General features: G+C 70.1%; 17 protein-coding genes. 8 read left to right on the top strand and 9 right to left on the bottom strand.

Features of this window, described 5'->3' with window-relative positions; genetic code table 11:
* The first annotated feature begins 582 nt into the window (after positions 1-582).
* The gene (locus KF837_25215) at positions 583-1,152 is read left to right on the top strand and encodes a DUF4241 domain-containing protein (protein ID MBX3230643.1); all 570 of its coding nucleotides are present in this window, start codon (positions 583-585) and stop codon (positions 1,150-1,152) included.
* On the opposite strand, the gene KF837_25210 is transcribed toward KF837_25215, so the two are convergent.
* Positions 1,129-2,388, bottom strand: coding sequence for a hypothetical protein (locus KF837_25210; protein MBX3230642.1), 1,260 nt, complete (start codon positions 2,386-2,388; stop codon positions 1,129-1,131). The genes KF837_25215 and KF837_25210 overlap by 24 nt on opposite strands.
* Before the next feature lie 114 nt (positions 2,389-2,502).
* On the opposite strand from KF837_25210, the gene KF837_25205 reads away from it, so the two are divergent.
* A complete protein-coding gene (locus KF837_25205; GenBank protein MBX3230641.1) occupies positions 2,503-3,063 on the top strand; it encodes a hypothetical protein in 561 nt (186 codons plus the stop codon).
* A gap of 70 nt (positions 3,064-3,133) precedes the next feature.
* Here the strand turns inward: KF837_25205 and KF837_25200 are convergent, their stop codons facing one another.
* Both KF837_25200 and KF837_25195 read right to left on the bottom strand, forming a co-directional pair.
* Positions 3,134-3,556 (bottom strand): nuclear transport factor 2 family protein, encoded by a 423-nt coding sequence (locus KF837_25200; protein MBX3230640.1) that lies wholly within the window; start codon positions 3,554-3,556, stop codon positions 3,134-3,136.
* Positions 3,557-3,595: 39 nt separating this feature from the next.
* Positions 3,596-5,233: an FAD-binding protein gene (locus KF837_25195; GenBank protein ID MBX3230639.1), complete on the bottom strand. Its 1,638-nt coding sequence runs from the start codon at positions 5,231-5,233 to the stop codon at positions 3,596-3,598.
* A 152-nt stretch (positions 5,234-5,385) separates the two neighbouring features.
* Between KF837_25195 and KF837_25190 the strand changes: the two genes are divergently transcribed.
* Positions 5,386-7,101 carry a neutral/alkaline non-lysosomal ceramidase N-terminal domain-containing protein gene (locus KF837_25190; protein ID MBX3230638.1) on the top strand — a complete coding sequence of 572 codons (1,716 nt, stop codon included), beginning with the start codon at positions 5,386-5,388 and terminating at the stop codon, positions 7,099-7,101.
* On the opposite strand, the gene KF837_25185 is transcribed toward KF837_25190, so the two are convergent.
* The 4 genes from KF837_25185 to KF837_25170 all read right to left on the bottom strand — a co-directional run bounded on the left by KF837_25185 (position 7,077) and on the right by KF837_25170 (position 11,860).
* On the bottom strand, positions 7,077-8,015 hold the full coding sequence (locus tag KF837_25185) for a fatty acid desaturase (GenBank protein MBX3230637.1): 939 nt from the start codon (positions 8,013-8,015) through the stop codon (positions 7,077-7,079). The genes KF837_25190 and KF837_25185 overlap by 25 nt on opposite strands.
* A gap of 55 nt (positions 8,016-8,070) precedes the next feature.
* Entirely contained in the window at positions 8,071-9,015 is a 945-nt protein-coding gene (locus tag KF837_25180; protein ID MBX3230636.1) for a hypothetical protein, read from the bottom strand.
* Between the two features lie 362 nt (positions 9,016-9,377).
* Positions 9,378-10,646, bottom strand: a complete 1,269-nt coding sequence (locus KF837_25175; GenBank protein MBX3230635.1) for a hypothetical protein — start codon at positions 10,644-10,646, stop codon at positions 9,378-9,380.
* Between the two features lie 173 nt (positions 10,647-10,819).
* Positions 10,820-11,860 carry a helix-turn-helix transcriptional regulator gene (locus KF837_25170; protein ID MBX3230634.1) on the bottom strand — a complete coding sequence of 347 codons (1,041 nt, stop codon included), beginning with the start codon at positions 11,858-11,860 and terminating at the stop codon, positions 10,820-10,822.
* Positions 11,861-12,060: 200 nt separating this feature from the next.
* Between KF837_25170 and KF837_25165 the strand changes: the two genes are divergently transcribed.
* Entirely contained in the window at positions 12,061-12,906 is an 846-nt protein-coding gene (locus KF837_25165; GenBank protein MBX3230633.1) for a hypothetical protein, read from the top strand.
* A 135-nt stretch (positions 12,907-13,041) separates the two neighbouring features.
* Here the strand turns inward: KF837_25165 and KF837_25160 are convergent, their stop codons facing one another.
* Positions 13,042-14,046 carry an AraC family transcriptional regulator gene (locus KF837_25160; protein ID MBX3230632.1) on the bottom strand — a complete coding sequence of 335 codons (1,005 nt, stop codon included), beginning with the start codon at positions 14,044-14,046 and terminating at the stop codon, positions 13,042-13,044.
* A 118-nt stretch (positions 14,047-14,164) separates the two neighbouring features.
* Here KF837_25160 and KF837_25155 point away from each other — a divergent pair, with 118 nt between their 5' ends.
* From KF837_25155 to KF837_25145, 3 genes are all read left to right on the top strand, one after another.
* The gene (locus tag KF837_25155) at positions 14,165-15,331 is read left to right on the top strand and encodes an FAD-dependent monooxygenase (GenBank protein ID MBX3230631.1); all 1,167 of its coding nucleotides are present in this window, start codon (positions 14,165-14,167) and stop codon (positions 15,329-15,331) included.
* Positions 15,332-15,429: 98 nt separating this feature from the next.
* Positions 15,430-16,008, top strand: a complete 579-nt coding sequence (locus tag KF837_25150) for a hypothetical protein (GenBank protein ID MBX3230630.1) — start codon at positions 15,430-15,432, stop codon at positions 16,006-16,008.
* A gap of 54 nt (positions 16,009-16,062) precedes the next feature.
* Entirely contained in the window at positions 16,063-18,093 is a 2,031-nt protein-coding gene (locus KF837_25145) for an ATP-binding protein (GenBank protein ID MBX3230629.1), read from the top strand.
* Here the strand turns inward: KF837_25145 and KF837_25140 are convergent.
* Positions 18,086-18,673, bottom strand: coding sequence for a hypothetical protein (locus KF837_25140; protein MBX3230628.1), 588 nt, complete (start codon positions 18,671-18,673; stop codon positions 18,086-18,088). The two genes, KF837_25145 and KF837_25140, sit on opposite strands and share 8 nt — an antisense overlap.
* Before the next feature lie 144 nt (positions 18,674-18,817).
* On the opposite strand from KF837_25140, the gene KF837_25135 reads away from it, so the two are divergent.
* Positions 18,818-22,303 carry a choice-of-anchor D domain-containing protein gene (locus tag KF837_25135; protein ID MBX3230627.1) on the top strand — a complete coding sequence of 1,162 codons (3,486 nt, stop codon included), beginning with the start codon at positions 18,818-18,820 and terminating at the stop codon, positions 22,301-22,303.
* Positions 22,304-22,326: the final 23 nt, after the last annotated feature.

The raw sequence follows: 22,326 nt of genomic DNA, 5'->3' as shown, positions 1-22,326 counted from the left end.
CGTCCGAATGTCTCTGACGAAGTTGTTTACGTTTACGGTGCATCTGAGCCAGCGCGGCGCCGTGGAGGCCGCCGTCCGCGTCGGCGTCGAGGACGAACGCCGCGTAGTACTCGGCGCCGTAGCTGGGCCGCGGACCCGGCGGTCCGTTGTCCGTCCCGCCGTTGGCCAGCGCCGCCTCGAAGAATGCGCGTACAGCTCCCTCGTCACTGGCCACGAAGGCGAGATGGACTTGGCTCGGAGCCTCGGCGACGCCGAAGTAGAGGACGGGGCTGCCAGGCTTGTCGAAGCCGACCTCGTAGAATGTCCGTGTGGCGGTGGTGTCGGCGATAGGAATGCTGATGTGGTCCATGATCGGTCCGTCGAGCGTCGTGTCTCCGCTAAGGGGAGTGTCAAGACTCGACTTCAATCTCGGCGCGGCCGGCGAGGTAACGGCGTGTCTCGACGAGGCGACGGACCTGCGTTTCCAGCTTCTTGGATTCTCGCGGTGGATGGAATTGCTGCCAGTGGCTTCGCGGAGCTCGCCGCGATCCGTTCGCCCGGCTCCTCGTCGCTCCTCACGCGCGCCTTGGCTGTCCGGGCCTCTTGGGGCAGCTCGTCCTCCCGACGGGCTCGGTCGTGGCGATCGATCCGATGCACCTCCAGAACGAGGACGTCGCGCCGTTTGCGCGTGCCGTTCCACCAGCCAAGTATGACGTCGAGCTCGCCGTCGCCGGCGGCCGCGTCTGCGCAGTGAGCATCATCGTCCGCGCGAAAGCGGTCGATCGGTGGGAAGTCGCCCTCCCCCGCGGCATGTCGTCGCTCGTCCCGCCGAGCCGCCGCAAGGTCACGGCCAAGCCCGCGTATGGCTACCCCGTCGACGTCGCCATGGGCTCATTCATGGACGCGAAGGCGCTTGAGCTCCTCAAAGAAGAAGACGAGCACGAGCTCGATCTCGCTTCGAGGACCAAGGCACTCGGCATCCATGACGTCGGCGAAGGCGGTACCGCCGCCGTGTTCGAGACGGCTACGGCGACGGATACTACGGCACCTACTACGGGTTCGCTGGCAACGAGCTCGTGTGCCTTACGACCGACTTCCTCGTTGGGCGTAGATCGTCAACCTCGCTCGAGACCCGAGCGACGAGTGCAGCTACTTCGGGCACGGTGGCGGTGAGGGGCACGCGCCCGCCGCGGGCTTTGGGAACGTCTGATTGCAGCGCGAGACCGCGACGAACTCGTTCGTTCCCAGGAAGTCGACTGGCTCGCCCGTCCAGCCGCGCACGATGCCGTCTTGGGCGCTGTTCTCGATGCGCGTGTGGGCGATGAACGGCGCCGCGGCCGGGCCGCCGAAGATGATGACGGCGCCGCGGTTCGAGAAGCCGCGCTCGTCGGGGGTGACGAAGCAGTCGTAGCTCGAGATGCCGGAGTCGCCGCCGGCGTAGGCGATCGTCGCGTGCTCGATGCGGTTGTTCGGCGACGGCGTGCCCTTGAACGTGATGCCGACCCAGTCCCCCGGCGCCGGCGTCGCGGAGTCGGACGTGAACACGATCGGCTTGTCGGACGTGCCGATCGCGCGCAGCGTCCCCGTGGCGCTCTCGCTCGTCGTGTACGCTTCGACGTTCACGCCCGACCCCGGCTGGAAGCGGAGGGTAACGCCAGGCTCCACGACGAGCGTGCCGGGCTTCTTGTCGTTGTCGGTGCCGCCGACGCGCAGCGGGGAGCTGATCACGTGGTACGAGAGACCACGATCGCGCAGCGTGACCTCGCCCACGATCGGGGAGCCGCCCGCCTCGAGCAGGATCTGATCGTCCTGGTTGCCGGCGTACGCGCCCGTGGGCAGGCTCGAGGCGGCGCTCAACCAGGTGCGGATCGGCGCCGAGCCGCTGCCGGTCACGGTGAGGTCGAGCGAGTCGTCGGTGAAGGCGCCGTTCTCGGTCAAGAGCACGCCGAGCGTCTGCGACCCCTCGATGGTGACGTGGTCCACGCGTACGAGCGGCTGGGCGCCCGTAGGCGAGCGCAAGTCGCCGCCGACGTAGAGCGTCGCCGTCTCGTTCGGACGGTTGTTGCTCAGGTGCCCGCCACCCGCGAGCGTCGCGTAGGCGAAGCGTGCGCGCCCGGTGTCGGAGACGCGGACGTACTCCCACGGCTCGGCCCCCGCGCGCTCGAGCGAGATCCGCTGGTCGGCCGCGCCGTCGGCGATCAGCTCGCCGTCGACGAGCACGCTCATTTTGGCCTCGAGGCGGACCACGGCGCACGGCTCGATCGTGAGCTTCTGTCCGGCGCGGATCGTGACCGGAACCGTGACGACGTGCGGGCTGCCCGCGGCGGTCCACACCTCGACGTCCGAGGCGAGAGCGGACGAGGAGTGGACCGTCCCTTCACCCGTCGGAGCGACGCACTTCGGCTCCACCGATCCTGCGTCTGCGTCTGGAGCCACGGGGGCTGGCCCCGCGGAGCTGCTCTCGCAAGCTGCAAGCCCGGCCACGCAGAGCGCAACCATCCGCACCAAATCGTTCCGTGTCATGTGAACCTCGCCGTCGCGACTCTGTCACAGGCCGACGGGAAGCACGTCCTAGTGGTTGTAAACGTAAACAATTTCGTCGAGCCCGCGGCTCGAGGAGCGGCGCGTCTATCCGCCGCGCGCGGCTCGTTCGGAGTAGGCTCGCGCGCGTTCACACTCCGCTTCGAGGGCGGTGGCGAGGGCCTCTGCGTCGTCGACGACGACGACGGGCCCTCCGAGCTCGTCTTCGAGCTGCTGTGCTCTGGCGAGCGTCTCCTTGCTCGTAACGAGCCCATCGCCGCTGTCCGGGAGGATCGCCATCTGCCCCGCCTGCGCCAACTCGAACAAGACATGACACGCGACGCGGAGGTCTCCGATCACCTTGACGAGATCGCCCTCCGCGTCGAACCCGGAGAACTGGAGCGCTCCCCCTTCGAGACGAACGAGACCGCCGCCGTCCTCGTCGAGCCGTCCGCCGTGTCGGGCGAGAACGGCCAGGCAGGCTCGCAGCTCGGTTTCGGTCATCACGAGGGGAGTCTCCATCTGGAGCTGGCCCGTGAACGGGCTTCGGACCTCCCTCGGTGACGCGCGACGTGTGGCTCGAAGCAAGAGCTCGAATCCCATCGCCGCCACCCTATCACGTGGGTTTTTCCTCTCAGAGGAAGAGCGCGTTGACGAGCTTGCGGTAGGCGGCGGCGACGAGAGGGAAGGGGGACACGAGGCTCGACGAGAAGTCGTAGAAGTCGAGCAGGTCGCTGACACGGTCTTCCCCGGCGCGGACGCGGCACACGCTCGCCATCGGCGTCACGAACTCGGGGCCGACGACCATGCCGAGCCGCATGACGTACGTGAGCGTGAAGGCGCGGTCGTCTCCGTCGATCCGAAAGCTGTCGAAGGCGACCGTTGGGTACTGCTTGAACATCCGCACGAAGAGCTCGCGGAACGCCGGCATGCCGTGCGTCTCGCGGAAAGGATCGCGGAAGTGGATGTCGTCGGTGAAGTGCTCGCCCAGCCGATGGAGCGCGCTCTCGCGCTCGCTCGCGAACCCCTCGTAGTACTTCTGCAGGCGCGTGGCCACGGCCGCGGATTTGGAGGGCAAGCCCATGCGCGATCGACTCTACCCTCGGCGTTCGAGCGGCGCGCCGGGGGAAGAGCTTACGTAAACTCCGTCGGCGCGCCGAGCCCCGACGCCCAGCGCGCTCCGCCAGTACGGCGTGAGGAAGACGTCGCTGGGGTCGAGCCGCGCGCGAAGGTCGAGGAAGTCGTCCCAGCGCGGCGTCTGACGGCGCAGGTAGCGCCAGCCGAGCTCGGGATCGGCGGGCAGGTGCTTTCCCCAGTGCAGCCTGTACCCGAACGGACGAAGCAGCTCCCAGAACTGCACGAACCAGCCGCGGGTGGGATCGCCGGGGTTCCGAGCGAACCAGAACAGGTCGATCCTGAGCGAGTCGCGCTCGTACCCCGGATGCATCCACGATCGCGTCGCGCGGGCGGCGTAGATCTCGCAGATGAACGCGCCGGTCGCGGCGTACCCGTGGCGGTCGTAGTGGGCGCGCAGCGCGCGGAGCACCTCACCCGTACGATCGAGCGGGACCCAGATCTCGGTGAACTCCGTCGGCAGGCTCGACTCGGACATCTGGTTGTCCATCGGCAGTCCGTGGCAGCCGCGATCCCAGAACTGCTGCGCGCCGACGGGCACGAACGGACGAAGCACCGCCGGGAGCACGCGCCTCGTGAACGCCTCCCCCGCGATCTCCTTCGCGCGACGTCCGATCGGCGAGGAGATCGCTCGCCGCGCGCCGGGGACGGTCGCCGCCCAGGCTCTCGCGCGTGAGGTCGGCGAAGCGAGCGCGACGGAGTCGTAGAACAGGCCTCCGAGCATCTGCCCGCCGGCGTTGGCGACGCGCGACAGGCGCGCGCTCTCGATGGCGTCGCCGAGGACCGAGTACGGCTTCGGTCGAAACGCGCTCGGCGGACCGGTGCGTGTGTCGTAGTCCTGCGGTCGCATCCGGCGCGCCTGCCAGGTCACGACGCGCCGCACGTGCTCCTGCGGCCACCACATGAGGCGCGCGTACTCCGTCCGGCGAAGGAATCCCTCGAGGCCGCGCTCGCCGTCACCGAACAGCTCGTACGCGCAGTCGGGCTCGTCGGTGACGTCTTCCCGGCCGAGGATGTCGTAGGCGCGGACGCACTGGAACGTGATCGTCGAGACGACGCCGAGCAGGCCCATCGAACAGAGCGCGGCGAAGAACGGCGGATCGTCCTCGCGCTCGAGCGTGTGGACCGTGCCCGTGCCGTCGATCAGGCGGAGCGCGACGACCGACTCCTCGATGGAGTGGACCACCGAACCTCCGCACGAGCCCGTCATCAGGAAACCCGAGACGGTCTGGTGGGTAACCCCGCCGAGATCGGGGAGCGCCCACCCTCGCGCCTCGAGCTGCGCCAGGAGCGACGTCTCCCACGTCGAAGAGCGCGTCGGATCGCGCGGGTCGAGGCCGAGGTGACACCCCGCCTGCACCGTCACCCGCATCCGCGGATCGTTCAGCTCGACGACCTTCGCGTAGCGATCGAGCATCACGTCGACGTGAGGACCTCCACCCCCCTCCCCGGCGACGGAGGGATCGGTGTAGATGGCGCGGGCGATGGAGTGCGCCGAGCCGCGAACGCGCAGTCGCACGCCGGCGCGACGAGCATGGCGCACGAGCGCGCGGAGCTCGTCTTCGGTCGACGGATGGAAGAAGCCATCACGCCCCCGCATCGCGTGCACATTCATCGCGTCGTCGATATTCGACTTGGGCTCTGCGATCGGTGTGACGAAAAGGGTTTACGTAAACCCGTCGATCGAACGAGCGCTCGTGCAGTCGTATTACCGTCGACGTCACGTTGGTCGCTCCCATGCTCCGCGCCGGAATGGGCCGCGCGGATATCACCGTCTACGAACGCGGGATGTGCATGTTCGGCTGGGGCCAGCCGGAGAACGTCGCGCTGGGCGTCGCGCTGCCGCTCTACGCACGGGCGCTCGTCGTCGAGTGTCCGAACACGAGGCGCCGCGTCGGCTACGTCTGCGCGGACCTCGGCTTCATCTCGCAGCATCTCCGGCAGAAGGTGCTCGAGCGCATCGCCGAGCGAGGCGTGATGCTCGACGAGCACGACGTCATGATCACGGCGACGCACACGCATAGTGGTCCGAACGGCTATTCGACGTACCTCTTCTACAGCGTCACCGGTCCCGGCTTCGCGCCGCGCGTCGTCGACGGGTTGGCGCGCGGGATCGTTCGCGCCCTCGAGCGGGCCATCGCGACGCTCGCCCCGGCGCGGCTCACCCTCCACACGACCTCCGTGCCGCTCGTCGAGACCGTCAGCTTCAATCGATCGATCGCCGCCTACAACCTCAACGACGACGTCCGGCCGCTGCCGCCCGACCGGAGCGACGAGGCCGTCGACCGCGCGCTCACGCTGCTGCGCGTCGACGACGCTTCGTCCGGCAGGGCGCGCGGATTTCTGTGCTGGTTCCCGGTGCACGGCACCAGCATCCACTTCGAGAACACGCTCCTCCACCCGGACAACAAGGGCGTCGCGGCGCGCGACTGCGAAGAGCGCGCCGCGCGTGTCGAGCCGCGCTCCGGCAGCGACGAGCGGGACTCCTTCGTCGCGATCTTCGCGCAGGAGTCGGCGGGCGACGTGACGCCCAATTTCCGCTGGAGCCCGAAGCGCCGGCTCCTCGTGGGCAAGCACGACGACGACTTCGAGAGCGCGGAGCACGCCGGGCGGGTGCAGGCGCGGCACGCATGGGACGCGTTCCGCGAGGCGCCGTCCCGCGGCGTGGAGCTGCGCGGCGCGCTCTCGGGGCAAATTCGATATCGGGACTTCGCCTCGATCGCGGTCGATCCGGATTTCGCGAGGGGCCGCGAGGGACGGGCGACCTCGGTCGCGTGCCTCGGCCTCGGCTTCGCTTACGGGACGCTGGAAGGCCCGGGCCCCGCGTTTGCGCTGCGCGCCGTCAACCCCGTCCTCTCGAAGCTCGTCGCGTGGTGCAGGCGGCGTCGAGGTCGCGACTGGCGAAGCATGCACGGCTCGAAGGTCCGCTTCTTCGATCTCGGGTACGGCGCCCGCGGCAACGTCATGACCTCGCTCTCGACGCGGCCGCCAGGCTTCCAGCTCCTCCCCGATTCACGTGTTGCCTATTACTGCCGCGTCCTCGACAGCGGGCGGCTCGGGGACCATCCGTGGGTGCCGCAGGTCTTGCCGACTCAGATCCTGCTCGTGGGGTCGCTCGCGATCGTCGGCATCCCCGCCGAGCCGACCACCGTCAGCGGCCGGCGCATGCGCTCCACCGTCGCGTCGGCGCTCGCGCCGATCGGAGTCGATCGCGTCGTCGTCAACGGGTACGCCAACGCGTACGCCGCGTACGTGACGACGGAGGAAGAGTATCGACTCCAACACTACGAGGCGGCCTCGACGCTGTTCGGCCGATGGACGCTGGCGGCGTGGCGCACGGAGCTTCGGAGGCTCGCCGGCGACATGGTTCATCGCCGGCAGAGATCTCCCAAATTCGATTCGCTGCGACCTGCGCTGGGAGACGAGCCGCTCCGCTTTCGCGATCACGAGCTGCTTCCCTCCGTTTGAGCCGTCGCCGGCGCGTATTTGCCATACCAGGGCGCGTCGGCGCCGGCCTCCACGAGCACGACGGGCCGGCCGTCGAAGCGAACGCGCCGCCCCGGGAACACGTACGTCCGGAACAGATAGGCCGGCAACGACGGCTCGATCAATCGAGGATCGGTGTGCGGCACGACGAGCCGCTCGTGGGCGGCAGGGAGCAAGCTCCAATGCAGACCAGGCCGCAGGTGATGGACGGCGTGAAAACCGTTATTGAACGTCAACCAGTTGACCGTTTTGCCAATGAAGCTCCGCGAGTGATTGTGCGGCGAGTCGGTGTCGGCGCCGTCGTGCTGGAGGAGGTTCATCGTCACGACGCCCCACGCCGCGTACACGTGAGGGATGACGACGCACCACAATAGCCGCTTGTAGTCGACCGCCGCGAGCGCGAGCGCCGCCACGACGAGGACGCACGACTCGAGGACGAGCTGCCGCCGCCAGCGCGCACGACGTCGCCACGCGAAGCGAACGTAGCCGATCTCCGAGCGCAACATGGCTCCGCTGATGGAAGGGAAGAACGTCACGATGTTGATCAGGTTCCAACGCGCGCGCGCCTTGCTCGTCCGCATGACGTCGGCGCGGGTCTCGAGGTGACGGTGATGCGAGAGGTTGTGGCCGGGGACGAAGGAGCCGATCGGGTGCCCGTAGGCGAGGGTGAGGACGCACTTCCACAGCGCCTCGAGCGTGCGTGAATGGAACACCGGGCAGTGAATCGTGTTGTGCGTCGCGACCGCGGCGAGGAACGCGCCCACGCACGCCGCCGAGAACAGGCCCGCGGTGAGCCATGGATGACCGTCGATGCTCCAGAGCGCGGCCTCCACGACGAACCAGGAGCCGACGATCGCGAGGGTCCGTCGGTCGGCCGAGTATCGCAGCAGGCCCACGACGCGAGCCTACCGCGCGGTCCTCGCGACGCAGAGCGAGCTCGGGTTTACGCGTTTACGCGTCGTCGCCCGGAACGCTTCGCTTCACGAGCTCGTCGAAGCGCGCGATCGCGTCCTCCCGGGTCGGCGCTCCGAGCTTCCGTGCCGCACGGTGGAGGAGCACGCGGACGGTCGACGCGGAGAGCCCGAGCTCGTACGCGATCACCTTGTTGGTGTGTCCGAGGTGGGCCTGGGTCATGATCTGATGCTCGCGCTCGCTCAGGTCCCGGCGGGGCGCCCGCGTCGGCGGTCGGTTCTCGACGGCGACGAAGACGCGCCGTCCGTCCGAGTCGAACTCGTCGAGCACCGACCAGCGCGAGAGCACGAGAGGCCTCCACGCGCGCGTCGCTCGGTCCACGTCCCGGCGCCCTTCCTGCGAGCGCGCTCGGTCGAGCGCCTTCGCCGCGCGACGCAGCATGGAGCGCGCGTCCTCTCCGACACCCTCGGTGCGTAGCGTGTCGCCGTCGGCCGAGAGCACGTCGCCGTCGGTCGAGAGGAGCACGTCCGATCGCCCCCGAGCCGGCTGGCCGTTGCGCCGCAAGCGGCACGCCGCGCGGAGATGCGCCGCGACTCGCTCGAAGAGCATCACGAGATCGCCGGGCTCCTTCTCGATCCGCGGCCACGGTGCGCCGAGCCAGAGGCCGTAGCCGCTCGCGTCGAGGGCGTTCAGCGCGAACACGTCGCGAGCGCCGCCGAAGTGTTTGAAGAGCGGAAGGAACGCTCGCATCTTCGGGATGGTGCTCACCTGCGCGCAGGTGAGGTTGGACCACGCACGAAATCCGGTCGGGTGCTTGCTGCTCGCCTGATCGAGCTGAGCGGCCTCGACGGACCGATAGAACGCTTGGAGCCACGCTGGATCGAAGCGGTTCGAGAGCCCCACGTCCCCCACGACGGGGCGCGCCGCGTCGCGAGCGTCGTACGTGTACGCGACGACGCCCAACCCGCGATCGAGCAGCGGCACCGCGTGCTCGACGAGGTTGCGACGTACTCCCGATCGCCGAGCTCCAGCCGATAGCTTGCGGTGAGGAAGTCGAGGAGGAGGGCCGCCTGCTTCATCGTCCCCGCATCTTCGTGCCGCGCGGCGCACGTTGCAATCGTCGACGCTACGGTGCTCGCGGGCGCCCTGCATCGTCCGCGCAGGGCTCACAGCCGCTGCTGCCCGGCTGCCTGAATCCCGTGCAGAGCGCCTAGACGGGAGTCACCATTGCAATTGCAAATCACCCGCAGCGCGGCCCCGCACGAGACTCCTCGACGGGGTCGACATTGACGAGTGACCGCTTCGACATCAAATAGTCGATTGTCACTGCCGCGTACAACCCCACGCTACTGCGGGCAGGGCACGGGACTGGGGCAGCTTCCGTTGACGTCGGCGCCGCGTGGGTGGGTTTGCCAGCAGCTCGCGACGTTGGCGAACTCGTTCGTCGCCAAGAAGTCGATCGGGTCGCCTCGCCATCCGCGCGTGATGCCGAATTTCGCGCTGTGCTCGATGCGCGTGTTCGCGACGAACGCGGACGGCGGGCCGGCGGCGCTGGTGGCGAAGACGATCGCGGCGTCGTCTCCGCTCGTCGTCTCTCCCGGAGCGACGCAGTCGTAGCTCGAGTACGTCGAGCCGCCGCCCGCGTAGGCGATCTTCGCGTGCTCGATGCGGTTGTTCGGAGAAGGTGCACCCTTGAAGATGATCCCGACCCAGTCGCCTGCCGCCGGCGTCGCCGAGGCGGAGGTGAAGACGATGGGCTTGTCGGCCGTGCCGACGGCGCGGAGGGTGCCGGTGGCCGCCTCGCCGGTGGACTTGGCCCACACGTGGAGCGACAGCTTCGGATCGAAGCGGAGGGTGACCCCAGGCTCGATCGTGAGCGTACCCGCGCTCTCCGAGCTGCCGACGCGCAGGCTCGCGTACGTCACGCGGTAGGGCAGCCCGCGATCGTGCAGCGTGACGTCGCCGACGATCTCGTAGTCGCCGAAGTCGCCGCCGTCGATCAGGAGCTCGTCGTTCTGGTTGCCCGTATACGTGCCCGTGGGGAGGCTCGACACCGCGCGCTGCCAGAGGCGGACGGGCGCCGATTGGCTGCCGGTGATGGTCAGATCGCGCGAGTCGTCGGAGAAGCTGCCGTTCTCGACGAGGAGCGCGCCGAGCGTCTCCGAGCCTTCGATGGTGAGGTGGTCCACCCGTACGAGCGGCTGCACTCCGACCGGCGAGTGAGGATCGCCGTCGACGATGAGCGTCGCGGTCCGGTCGGGCTGCGAGGTGCTGATCAAGCCGCCGCCCACGAGCTTCGCGAAGGCGAAGCGCGCGCGCCCCTCGTCCTGGACGCGGATCCTCCCCCACGCCGTGTCGGCGGCGCGCTCGAACACGATCGGACGATCTTGCTCGCCGTCGGCGACGAGCTCGCCCGACACGCCGATGTCGACCCCGCGTTTGAGCTGCACGACCGCGCACGGCTCGACGGTGAGCTTCTGGCCCTCTCGGATCGTCAGGCTGAAGTCGATCACGTGTGGGCTTCCGGCGGCGGTCCACACCTCGTCGTCCGACTCGAGGGCTTGTAGCTTGTGGATCGTCCCGTCGCCGGTCGGTGCCACGCACTTCGGCGCCACCGGCCCTGCGTCTGGCTCCGCCGGATCCTCCGTGGAGCTGCTGCTCTTGCAAGCAACGAGTCCGACCAAGCAAAGCGCAACCATCCGCACCGCGTCGTTCCGTGTCATGGCCTCGGAACTTTGTCACAGGCCGACCGGAGGCACGCCCAAGTGCCTGTAAACGTAAACACTTTCTAAGGTTCGGGCTCTTCGCGATCGTGAGCCGACGCGAGCGCGGCGAAGCGCGCGAGCGCGTCTTCGCGCGTGGACGCACCGAGCTTTCGCGCGGCTCGATGGAGAAGCACGCGGACGGTCGAGTCCGAGAGGCCGAGCTCGTACGCGATGCTCTTGGTCGAGCGACCCATGTGCGCTTGGGTCAAGACCTGGTGCTCACGCTCGCTGAGGTCGTTGCGTGGCGGCCGCGTCGGCGGCGGGTTGGCGACGGCCACGACGAAACGTCGTCCGTCCGAGTCGAAGTCGTCCAAGAGCGACCAGCGCGAGAGGACGAGCGGACGCCAACGACGCGTCGCGAGATCGACGTCGTCACGCATCTTCTTCGTGCGCGCCTCGTCGAACGCGAGGGCCGCGCGCCGGAGATCCTCGCGCGCGTCGACGACACCTTCCTCGCCTTCCTCGGCATGGAGCAGCGCTCCGCTCGGCGCGAGGATGGCCGCCGGTCTCGGCTTCGTGGCGCTCCTGCGGAGGCGCACGGCCGACGTGAGGTGCGCCGCGAATCGGGTAAAGAGGGTGAATTGCTCGCGCGGCTCCCTCACCGTGGATGGCAAGGGAGCGCCGAGCCAGAGCCCCTGACCGCTCGCGTCCAGCGCGTTGACGGCGAAGGCGTCGCGCGCGCCGCCGAGGTGCGCGAAGAGCGGGAGGAAGGAGCGCATCTTCGGGACCGCGCTCGCCTGCCCGCACAACATGTGCTCCCACACGTGGAAGCCCGCCGGATGCGATGGGCTCCCGACGTCGAGCGCCGCGGCTTCGATGGCCGCGTCGAACGACGGGAGCCAGCTCGGATCGAAGCGCTTCGAGACCGCGAAGTGGTCGATCGTGGGGCGCGCGCGATCGCGCGCGTCGTACGTGTAGGCGATGACGCCGAGCCCGCGATCGAGCAACGACGCCGCCGCTTCGGCGAGCTGGGCCACGTACTCCGCGCCGTCGAGGTCGAGCCGGTAGCTCGTCGCGAGGCAGTCGAGAAGGCAGGCCGCGTCCTTCATCCACGAAGATCGCATGATGGAGCGCCCAGACACCCACCGCAACGCGGCCCACGTGCGCATGCGAAGGCCCCTGGGGGGGTGGAGCATTCGTACCACAGCAGAACCCAATGTAGGCATCAGCGAGCACCAGAATTCGCGCACTTAGCTGACTTTTGGAGGACGCGAGGCGCGGCACGGAGCTTGTTTGAAGAGCCCACATGGTGCGCATCGGTCTCGTGGTTGCGGCTGTCGCGGCGCTCGTCGGGTGCGGCGCTCTGAGCAACACGGCCGAGAGCCCTGCGTTCAGCGGCCGCGCGTCGGGCAAGGCGGCGGTGCTCACGGTGGAGTGCGACCGCGGAGCGCCGGCGTCGTCGGCGGCGTCGGCGAGCGTGAGCGGCGACAAGATGAAGGCGCTCCTCGAGTCGCGTCGCATCGATGTGGTCGCGCCGTCGGATCCCGCGCTCGTCTGCACGACGTATGGGCGCGGCGCCGGCGGCATCGACGGGTTCGACGTTCCTGCGAGCGTCGCGTCGATGATCCGCGAGACGGCGAAGGCGTCGCGCGCGGAGACGGTCCTCGTCAACGTCGCGACGTACGAGCGTCACTGCAGCGACAGCGAGCCGAAGTGTGACAAGAGGATCGTCGGCGCGACGGTCCGTGACTTCCTCTTCTCCGCCGACGGCGTGATGCTCTGGAAGAAGTGGGACTTCGCTCCGGAGAGCGCGGACGGGGCGGAGCGCGCGTTCGCGACGATGTTCGCCGACGTCCCGGTCGACAAGCTCGTCACCGCATCGGCCGCGCCCGCCGTGAACGGCGACGCGAAGCCGGCGGCCGCCCCGCTGGTCGCCGCGGCGCTCCCGTCGCCGGAGCCCGCTCCGGCCCCCGAGACGCCGGCCACGCTGCTGGCGCAGGTGAGCTCCAGCGCGGACAGCACGTGCGTGGGCTACGCGAAGCTGACCTGCGACCGGACCACGCTCGACGCGTGCCGCGACGCGGTCGCCTTCGTGAACACGCGACCCTCCGCCGCGAAGTGCAAGGTGCTCGCGAAGCGCGTCAAGGCGCGCAAGGTCGCGACGCGCTGAGCGAGTGAGTTCGGGCGAACGAACATTCGTTGACGCGCTCGCGGGGCGGTAGGGTACCGTCGAGAGTTCATGCTCTCGAGTTCGGAACCACCCGAGTGGTTCGCGTCGGGGGCGGCCTCCGCTGAATAGGGCGTATTATCCCGTGGCGTTTCTATACGATTTTGGCGTTTCTCCCGTCCAGCGCTTGAAGGCGCGGAAGAACGCGGCGGGCTCCGAATAGCCGAGTAGGAACGCGAGCTCGCTGGCGCTGAGGGCGGGGTCGGCGATGAGGAGGAGGGCGCGCTCGCGGCGGGCTTCGTCGACGAGGGACGCGAAGTTGGTCGACTCTCCTTCGAGCCGGCGATGGAGCGTCCGCTCGGAGACGCCGAGGCGCTTCGCGACGTCGGGCAGGCGAGGCTCGCCCTCCGCCAAGAGGAGCCCGATCTCACGGCGCGCGCGCGCGGCCCAGCTCGCCTCCGGCGGCAGCGCGGCGTGGAGGTCGGCGGCGCGGCGCGCGAGGTAGCCGAAGAGCTGCGCGTCGGAGCGCGGGAGCGGAGCGTCGAGCAGCGCCGCGTCGAACGCCACCTCGAGCGCGCTCGCGCTCCACGCCACCGGGCACTGGAAGAACTTCTCCTGCCGCGACGGCTCGGCGGGACGGGACAACGGCAGCGCGACGAACGCAGGTCGGAGCGGATCGCCGATGAGCCGGCGCATCATCGCGACGATCGCGGAGGCCTGCGCCTCGACCGGCTCGCGGAGCATGATGAACGGCGGCGCGATCCTCCGCGTGAACACGACCCGCGATCCGTTCGCGTCGTCGCGGCGCTCGAAGGTGGGGACGACGTCGGGGTGGAGCACCGCGCGGTAGCGGCGCTGGAACGCGAGCGCGTCGCCGACGGTCGCGCCGTGCTGCATCGCGTAGCCGATCACGCCCATGCCCGCGATGCCGAGGCGCGCGCCGAGCTCGAGCCCGATGGGCTTCTTCGACAAGAGCTCCCACATCCGGAAATGGGCCTGGAGCGGCACGCGGCCGTCGGGATCGGCGAGCACCGCGGAGTCGAGGCCCGCGTCCTTCACGATGCCCTCGGTGTCCACGCCGAGCGCGCTAGCCGCGATCAGGACCTCCTGCGTGAGCGCGGCAAGGACCGTGTGACCGTCCATCGCGCGCAGTATCCCCTGGTTCGCGCCCTGGTCACAATCGGGAGCCCTGGCGGGCAACGTCACAACGCTGGCGGCGCCGGTCATCACCGGCGTCGTCGGCCGATGCCATGGTGAGGGCATGAACATCGAGGCACTCCACGTCATCGTCGTCGGCGGGGCGATCGCCGGCACCGCCGCTTCCATCCTCCTCGCGCGCGCCGGCGCCAGGGTCACGCTCCTCGAGCGCGTCGCCGATCCCAAGGGGGTCGGCGCCGGGATCGGCATCGCCGAGAACGGGCTCGCCGTGCTCGAGTCGATCGGCCTCGGCCCCGCGCTCGCGGCGGTCGCGGTCCGCGTCCCCGCCCCGCGGATCGTCGACGGAGCTGGACGCGTGCTGTTCGTTCCACCGGGCACGACGCCCAAGGTGATGATGGTCCGGCGGGCCGACCTGCAGCAACTGCTGCTCGACGCGGTCCTCGCCGAGCCGAACATCGAGCGCCTCTTCGGCGCCGAGGTCATCAGCAGCGATCGGACCGGCGGGATCACGGTGCGCATGGACGGAGGCGCTCGCACGCGCCGGCTGCGCGGCGACTTCGTGATCGGGGCCGACGGCGTGCACTCGCGCGTTCGTGAAGCGGGCGATCACGAGGCGAGCGTGAGCCGGCCGGGCCTGAGCTACGTCCGCGCGGTCGTCGCGGGGGTGGAGCCGCGCGGCGAGGAGGCCTGGACCAGCGCCGGTCTCTTCGGGAGCTTCGCCGTCCCCGGCGGCGCGTACGTCTACGCGTCGGCGGGCGGCCGTGACGTTCGCCGCGCGCTCGCGGACCGCGACCTCGAGCGATTCCGTTCGGCCTGGGCGCGCGCGTATCCGCCGGCCGCGTCGATCCTCGCGCGCCTCGAGCGCTGGGAGGACCTCCTCGTCAACCCGGTCCTCTCGGTCCATTGTCTATGGTGGTGGAGCGAGCGTCAGGTGCTGGTCGGCGACGCCGCGCACGCGATGGCACCGAACCTGGGGCAGGGGGCCAACAGCGCGCTCGTCGACGTCGCGGTCTTGCTCGACGAGCTGCGTCGTGCGACCAGGCTGGAGAGCGCGTTCGCGAGCTACCAGGCGCGCCGGCAGAGCGCGGTCGGGCGGGTGGCCCGGATGTCGGCCCGCCTCGGCGCCCTGGCCGAGATCACGAACCCGCTCGGCCGCTTCCTTCGCGATCGCATGTTGATGCCCGCGCTGTCGCTCGCCGCTCGCACGTCGACGCCGACCGACGTGCTCCAGGAGCCAACGGCGAAGCTCCTCGCCATCGGCCGCGCATAGCGCGTGAGCGCTCCGGCTGCGCTTTGTACCGTTCGCTCTGCGCGGTAGCGTTTCGTGTGATGCAATCGCGCTTTTTCATGAAATTGACACTTACACTCATGCTCGCCGGGGCGTGCAGCGATCGGTCCGCGCCGGACGCGAGCGCCGCGATCGACGGAGGCGGACTGACGGACGTCACGTCGCCGCCGAGCGCCGACGATCCGGCGGCGCGCTTTCGGAGCCCGGCGCGCCTGCGGCACGAGCAGTCGAGCTTCGGTTCTCTCACGCAGTGCCCCGGGTCGGCGTACGACGCGAGATCGATGACGGTCGACTTCGCCGCGAAGACGATGCTGGTCGACGCATGCGAGAGCCTCGTGGACGCCGGCGCCGATGCGGGAGACGCGCGGACCACCTTCACGGTCACGCTCACCGACGACGACGCGGCGGCGCTGCGCGCGCTCGTCGAGGCGCTCCGGGAAGACCTCGCCGCGGCCGACGCCGGCTGCGCGGGGTACGACGGCTCGAGCCTGTCGATGGAGCTGACGGTGGCGGACGCTTCGGCCCCGTTCACGTTGCGGGCGGAGCACTCCTGCTCCGCTCCGCGTCCCGACGTCATCGTCGAGCGCGCCGGCTTCCTCGCGCTGCGAGAGAAGCTCAACGTGCTCGCCGGGCTGAACCCCGCCGTTCCGCCGACCTGACCGCCGGCGCGGTCTTCTCCGCGACGGGGTGACCGGGTATGGTCTCTCTTCGTGATGGGGCGGCGGCGAGCCAGCGGCACGGTCGCGGCCTTCGTGGGGCGCCGGCAAGAGCTCCGGCGGATCGCGCTCCTCGCGAAGGAGCAGCGCACCGCGCTCGTATGGGTGCACGGGCCCGGCGGGATCGGCAAGACGTCCTTGCTGCGCGAGGCGGAGCGGCACCTCGTGGCGGCCGGGCGCCCGGTCGCGCTCGTGCGCGTCGACCAGCTCGAGCCGAGCCCGGCGCAGCTCGTCTGCGCCTTCGCGACCGCGCTCGGCGTGCGTCCTCCGGCGCGGCTGCGAGCGCTCCTCGGCCACCGCGCGCGGCCCATCCTCATGCTCGACGCCTTCGAGGTGGCGGCGGCGCTCGAGGGATGGCTCGCGGACGAGATGAGCGCGGCGGGGGAGAGCGGCGGGCTCGTCGTCGTCGCGTCGCGCGATGCGCCTTCGCGTGAGTGGCGCGGCCCCGGCCTCGCCGAGCGCGTGCACGCGATGCCGCTCGAGAACTTCAATCCCGCCGAGTGCGAGACCTTCTTGCGCGGCTCCGGGATCGCGCGGCGACACCACGCGCGCCTCGCGTCGTTCACCGGCGGACACCCGCTCGCGCTCGCCGTCGTGGCGGAGGATCCCGACGGCGCGCTCCCCACCTCCGCCGGGGCGCCGAAGCCCGACCTCCTCCGCGCGCTGCTCGACGGGCTCGTGGAGCGATCGCTCACGGAGCGTCAACGGCGCGCGCTCGAGTCCGCCACCGTCGTCCCCGCGCTCACGCAGTCGATGCTCCAGCACCTGACGAGCGACGGGGAGGCGCTCGCGACGTTCCGCTGGCTCCAGCGACGGCCCTACGTCCGGTGCAGCCCCGAGGGGATCGTCGTGCACGATCTCGTCCGCGACGTCGTCGAGTCGGAGCTCCGATGGCGAGAGCCCGATCGTCACGCCGCCCTCTCTGCCCGCGCCGTCGAGCGATATTGCGACGAGCTCGGTCGCGGCGAGCTCGCGTCGCGGATGCGCGCGAGCGTGAGCGCCCTCGCGTGGATGTTCTGCCGCCAGCCGTCCATTCGTCGCACCTTCGAGGCCGCCGCGCACGACCTCTACGTCGACGAGCTCCGCGACGACGACGTGCCGGTGCTCGCGCGGCTCGTCGACGAGGTCGACGGCGCCGGCGCACGACGGGCGTGGGAGCGCTCGCTCGCGTGGCAGCGGGGAGCGACGACGGTCGCGCGCGACGCGAGGCGGCGCCCGCGCGGCATGTGGGTCGAGCTCGTGCTCGCTCCAGGAGAGATCCCCGCCGACCACGAGTGCGATCCCGCGATCGCGATCGCGCACGCCGAGATGAGCCGCCTCGGGCTCGCGCCGCACGAGCGCGGTTCGCTCCAGCGCCTGCAGCTCGACTGCGCCACGCGTCGCGACATCGGACCGACGATCCAGCTCCGCGTCGCGCACGACGCGCGTGTCCTGCTCACGACGCCGAACCTCGCCGTGCGCTGGATCGTCGCGCCGAGCGGCTTCCGGTGGGCGCGCGTCTGGGAGTCGCGCGGCTACGTAGAGCTCCCTCGGCCCTTCGAGATGAGCGGCAAGGCGTTCTCGCTGTGGCAGCTCGATCTGCGCGGCACCCGCACCGCGCAGTACGTCTGCGCGGCGTACGCCGGCGCGGGCGCGGTGAGGAGCCTGCCGTCGAACACGGAGATCGCGACCGTCGGGCTCGGCGATCTCCGCGCGGCGCTCCGAGCGGCACGCGATCCGAAGGCGTTCGCGCGCACCTCGTTCGCCGCGCGCTTCACGGGACACGGCGCGCCGGGTGAGGTCGCCTTTCGCCGGACGGTGGAGCGAGAGCTCGCCGCGATGGCGACCACCTCCCGCGGCGCGAGGTGGAAGAGCGCCATCGAGGCGACCTACCTCGCGCCGCGAGGCGACAAGCAGGAGGCGATCGCCGAGGCCCTCGGCTTGCCGTTCCGCACGTACCGAGACAACCTCACGCACGGCCTCGCGGAGCTCGCGCGCCGGCTGTCGGAAGATGCGCCGAGGGCGGCCGCCGCGACCGGAGCTACATGAGCTTGGACTCGTATCGCTGCGTGGTGGGGCGCTCCGGGACGGGCGTCGGGGAGAGCTTCGGGAGCTTGAACGGGTCGGTGCGCGGCGGGCCGCTGCCTGCGCCCCCGCTCTTGACGCTGAGGCTCGTCGGCTCGATGCGCACCGTGAGGATCGCGCCCATCTTGAACATCTCCGGCTTGAGCTTGAGCGAGAGGCTGTGCGTGCGGACGCGATAGTCCGGCCCCCACTCGAACAGCGCGGTCTGCTCGTGTTCGCTCGTCCCCGTCTTCGACTCCACGACGAGCTTGCCGCTCGGGAAGCCGCACGGCGTGGTCCCCGCGTTCTCTCTCCGGTCCTCCCACGAGAGCACGATGGCCACGGTGCCCTCTTCTCCCACGGTGATCTCGGGCGGGTTCGCCGCGAGCTCGAACTTGGTGAATTTGAGCACGCCGCGGTCGTGGCATACGCGCCCGAGCGTCGACGGGAACGGTCGCGGCGCTCGGCTCTGGAGCGGAACAGGCTCGCGATCGCTGCCATGCACGAGCACGGGCACCGAGATCATCACGAACACGAGAGCCGCGAACTTGTACTTGCTCGACATGGCGCTTCCTCCGTCCCAGAGGATCGAGCGCGCGACGGTGCATCGCCAGACGGATCGATGATGGCTCGATGATGGCTCGCTTCCATCAACGTTCCATCATCGGACCGTCTGGAGATCCTGTCGGGATGCACGACGATCGACCGCATGTCCCGTCGCGTCGCGTTCCTCTTCGCCTTCGTCCTCATGCTCGTCCATGGCTGCGCGAGCGACGACGACCCGGGCGGAGGTCCCGCAGGCGACGCCGGCGTGACGGACACGGGGCCCGCGCCGCTCCCGGACGGAGGCCCGACCCCCGAGCGTGACTCCGGCGCGGACGCGGACGCCGAAGAGGAGGGCGGCGTCACCGGCGCGGCGAGCTTCGACGTGACCTTCACCACGTCCCCCGAGGGGTACATGGAGTTCGGGACGTGGTCGTGCGGAGCCGCGAGGCCGCCGGCGCAGACGGTCACGGTGACGAACTCGGGTCCCGTGGCCGGCGCCTTCGACGTGACGAAGGGCCCCTTCTACGGCGACTGGTTCGAGCTCGGCGGATCGGCGGGAGGGACGCTCGCGCCGGGCGCCTCGACGACGTTCACCGTGCGTCCGATCGACCCGGGGATCCCGACCAACGCGAACCCCATCTCCGAGCGGATCGACGTCGTGCCGCTCGGCACCGCGACGGGCGGGGTCACGATCTCCGCGCGGTTCGCGCGGAGCGGTCCGGCTGTGATCGTGCAGGGCGCGATCGACTTCGGGGACCGCCCGATCGGCTCCACCGCGGGCTTCCCCTTCGGGGTCTCCAACGTCGGCAACGAGCCGGTGACGCTCGCGATCCACACGGTCGCTCATGGTCCGTTCGACGTGTCGATCCCCGGCGCGTCGGGCGGCACGCTCACGCTCGCGGCAGGAGCGTCCATCACGGGCACGGTCACGTTCGCGCCCGTCGTGAACGCGTCGGGCGACTTCTCGGGCTCGACGACCTTCGCGCCGACGGGGACATGCAGCGCGGCCGGCGGTGTGGTCACCTACTCGGGGAGCACGCGCACGGGGTCGCTGCAGGTCTCGGGAGATCTCGACTTCGGCGAGACGAGGTGCCACGACACGGCGGTCGCCAAGACGGTCACGCTCTCCAACAGCGGTGGCTCCTCGCTGTCCTGGACCGCCGCGCTCGGACGCGGCGCGACCTCGTCGTTCTCGATCACGCCTGCGTCCGGGACGCTCGCGGCCGGTGGGACCGCGTCGATCACGGTCACACCGAAGGCGATCCCGTCCAACCTCACCACGCTCCCTGCGGACTACGGCGACCTGCTCACGATCACGAGCACCGTCCCCGGCGACGCGGACCGCACGATCGCGCTCCGCCAGCGCGCGGGCGGCGCGGTCCTCCGCTGGGTCGACTCGCGCCACGCGGAGCTCACCGCGGTCGCCGGCGTCACGACGGCGTCGGAGACGTTCACGCTCGAGAACCGAGGTAACGCGGCGATCCCCATCACGTTCGCGACCTCGTCGTCGACCGCGGTGACCATCGACGGCAACCCGAGCGGCACCCTCGCGCCGGGCGGGCGGGCCACCGTTCGCGTCAAGTACGCGCCCGCCGCCGGCGCCACGCCGGAGCGCGTCGACGTGCGCGTGCAGGCCGCCGGCGCGTGCAGCATGCCCGACATCGCGACCGATCCCGCCGTGCTCGCGCGCTCCGTCTCGGACGCGGATCTCATCGTGTCCACCGATCGCATCGTCATGGAGACGGGCTGCGGGACCGATCCCGTCCCCCAGTATCTGTCGCTCACGAACACGAGCGGCACGCCGATGACGATGGATTACACCCGCGCGGGGCCGTTCTCGTTCGGCCTGACGCTCGATGACGTCCCGCTCACGATCGATCCGACGACGCTCCGGGGCACGCTGACCATCCCGCCTGCCACCACGAAGCTCGTTCGCGTGGCGGCGCCGCCGCGCGCGGGGAGCGGCTACGAGTACCAGCACGAGAACCTCTTCCTGATGCGCCCCGGCGCGACCGAGTGGAGCCGGATCTTCCTCTTCTCGTATCGCGGCGGGGGCATCCTGAGCGCGACGGGCGGCTCGGTCGGCGATCGCACGGCAGGTGCTCGGGTCCAGGAGGTCGTCTACCTGACGAACGGCGGGAACCAGGCGGTCGAGGTGTTCGCGGAGCACCTCCAGACCGGCGAGTTTGTCTCGGTGACGGTGCCGCGCGGCACGAGCGTCCCGGTGCGGTTCTGGCGCACCGTCCCGTCCGGCGCGTTCACCGACACGATCCGCTTTCATTCAGGCGCGACCGGGACCCTATGCGGCGGCGTACCCGCCGACGTCACGGTCACGGGAGAAGGCAAGGTGCTGCCGCTCTCCGTCGACGTCGCGAGCGTCGAGCTCGACGACGCGACGTGCGGCAGCGCTCTGCCGCAGGGCCGCACGTTCCAGCTGACCAACCACTCGGCCGTCGCGGTCCCGTTCAGCGTGTCGGTCGAGGCCACGACGCCGCTGTTCGACGTCAACCCGCCGTCCGGCACCCTCGCGCCCGGAGAGTCGGTCACCGTCCGCGTCTTGCCGAAGCTCTCCTTCGATTCCACGATCGGCTACTTCGCCGCGCCCGGCGAGCATCGACAGCTCATCGCGATCACCGCCGCGTCCGCGAACACGTTCCTCGCGATCCCGGCGCAGATCAACGTGCGCGGGATGGTCGTCACCGGGAACGCCGGGACCTACGACCTCGGCGCGATCCCGGTCGGCGAGACGCGAGATTTCTGGCTCGTGAGCACCGTCGTTCAAGGCAACGACATCCATCCGCTCTCGCTCACGAGGGTTCAAGACCCATCGAACGAGGTCCGCGTGGAGCAGTTCCCGAACGGCTTCGGCAATGACATCTGGCAGCACGCAGCGTGGTTCACGCCGGCTCTGGCGGGGCCGCGGAGCGCTCAGGTCAAGCTCTCGGCGCCGCCGGGCACACCCCTCTGCGCGCCGCTCGCGAGCGGGAACCTCACGTTTCTGGCGCAAGGCACGGGGGCGCTATCGATGGACGTGTACCCGCGAGAGATCGATTTCGGCGAGGTCGATTGCGGAACGACCCCGTCGCCGCGAGGGTTCGTCATCAAGAACACCGGAACGGCGCCGCTCCCCTTCACCGTCGAGGCGGCCGAGAGCGGCAGCTGGCTGACCCCGAGCCCAGCGAGCGGCACGATCGCGGTGGGCGCGAGCCAGACGATCACGCTGAGCTCCGCGCCTGTACCTCGGGCCTACTTTGGTGAAGCTCGGGTCGACTTCCGGCGTACGCACGCCGAGCTCCTCTACGTGCATAGCGGGAACATGACGCACTCCGTCGCCACGAGGACCACGGCGACGGGCGTCGTCTATGGAGGCATCGCCACCCTGGCTCCCAGAACGCAAGCGGGGACCGTCGACCTGCGGTACTGGAGCGCTCTCGCGCCGAACGGTGGTTTTACGTTCCCGGCGACGATCGATCCCTCGTGTACCCGGCTCGAGGATCATCCGGTCCCCGACGCCTCCTTCCCCAGCGATCGCGCTCGGCATCACGTCGTGTGTCCGTCTGGCACCGCTTCGATGCTGTCCGTCTCCGCGCAGGTCGTCCCCGGCCGCGCTGCGTGCTCTCCGACCGGCGTAGTCTTCACCTACCCGTAGCTCGGCAGCCAATTTGGGTGTCG

The organism is Labilithrix sp., from assembly GCA_019637155.1.
In the GTDB taxonomy this organism is placed as follows: Bacteria; Myxococcota_A; Polyangia; order Polyangiales; family Polyangiaceae; genus Labilithrix.
Note: the sequence above shows the minus strand (reverse complement) of the source record. Positions and strands in the feature narration are given on the sequence as shown.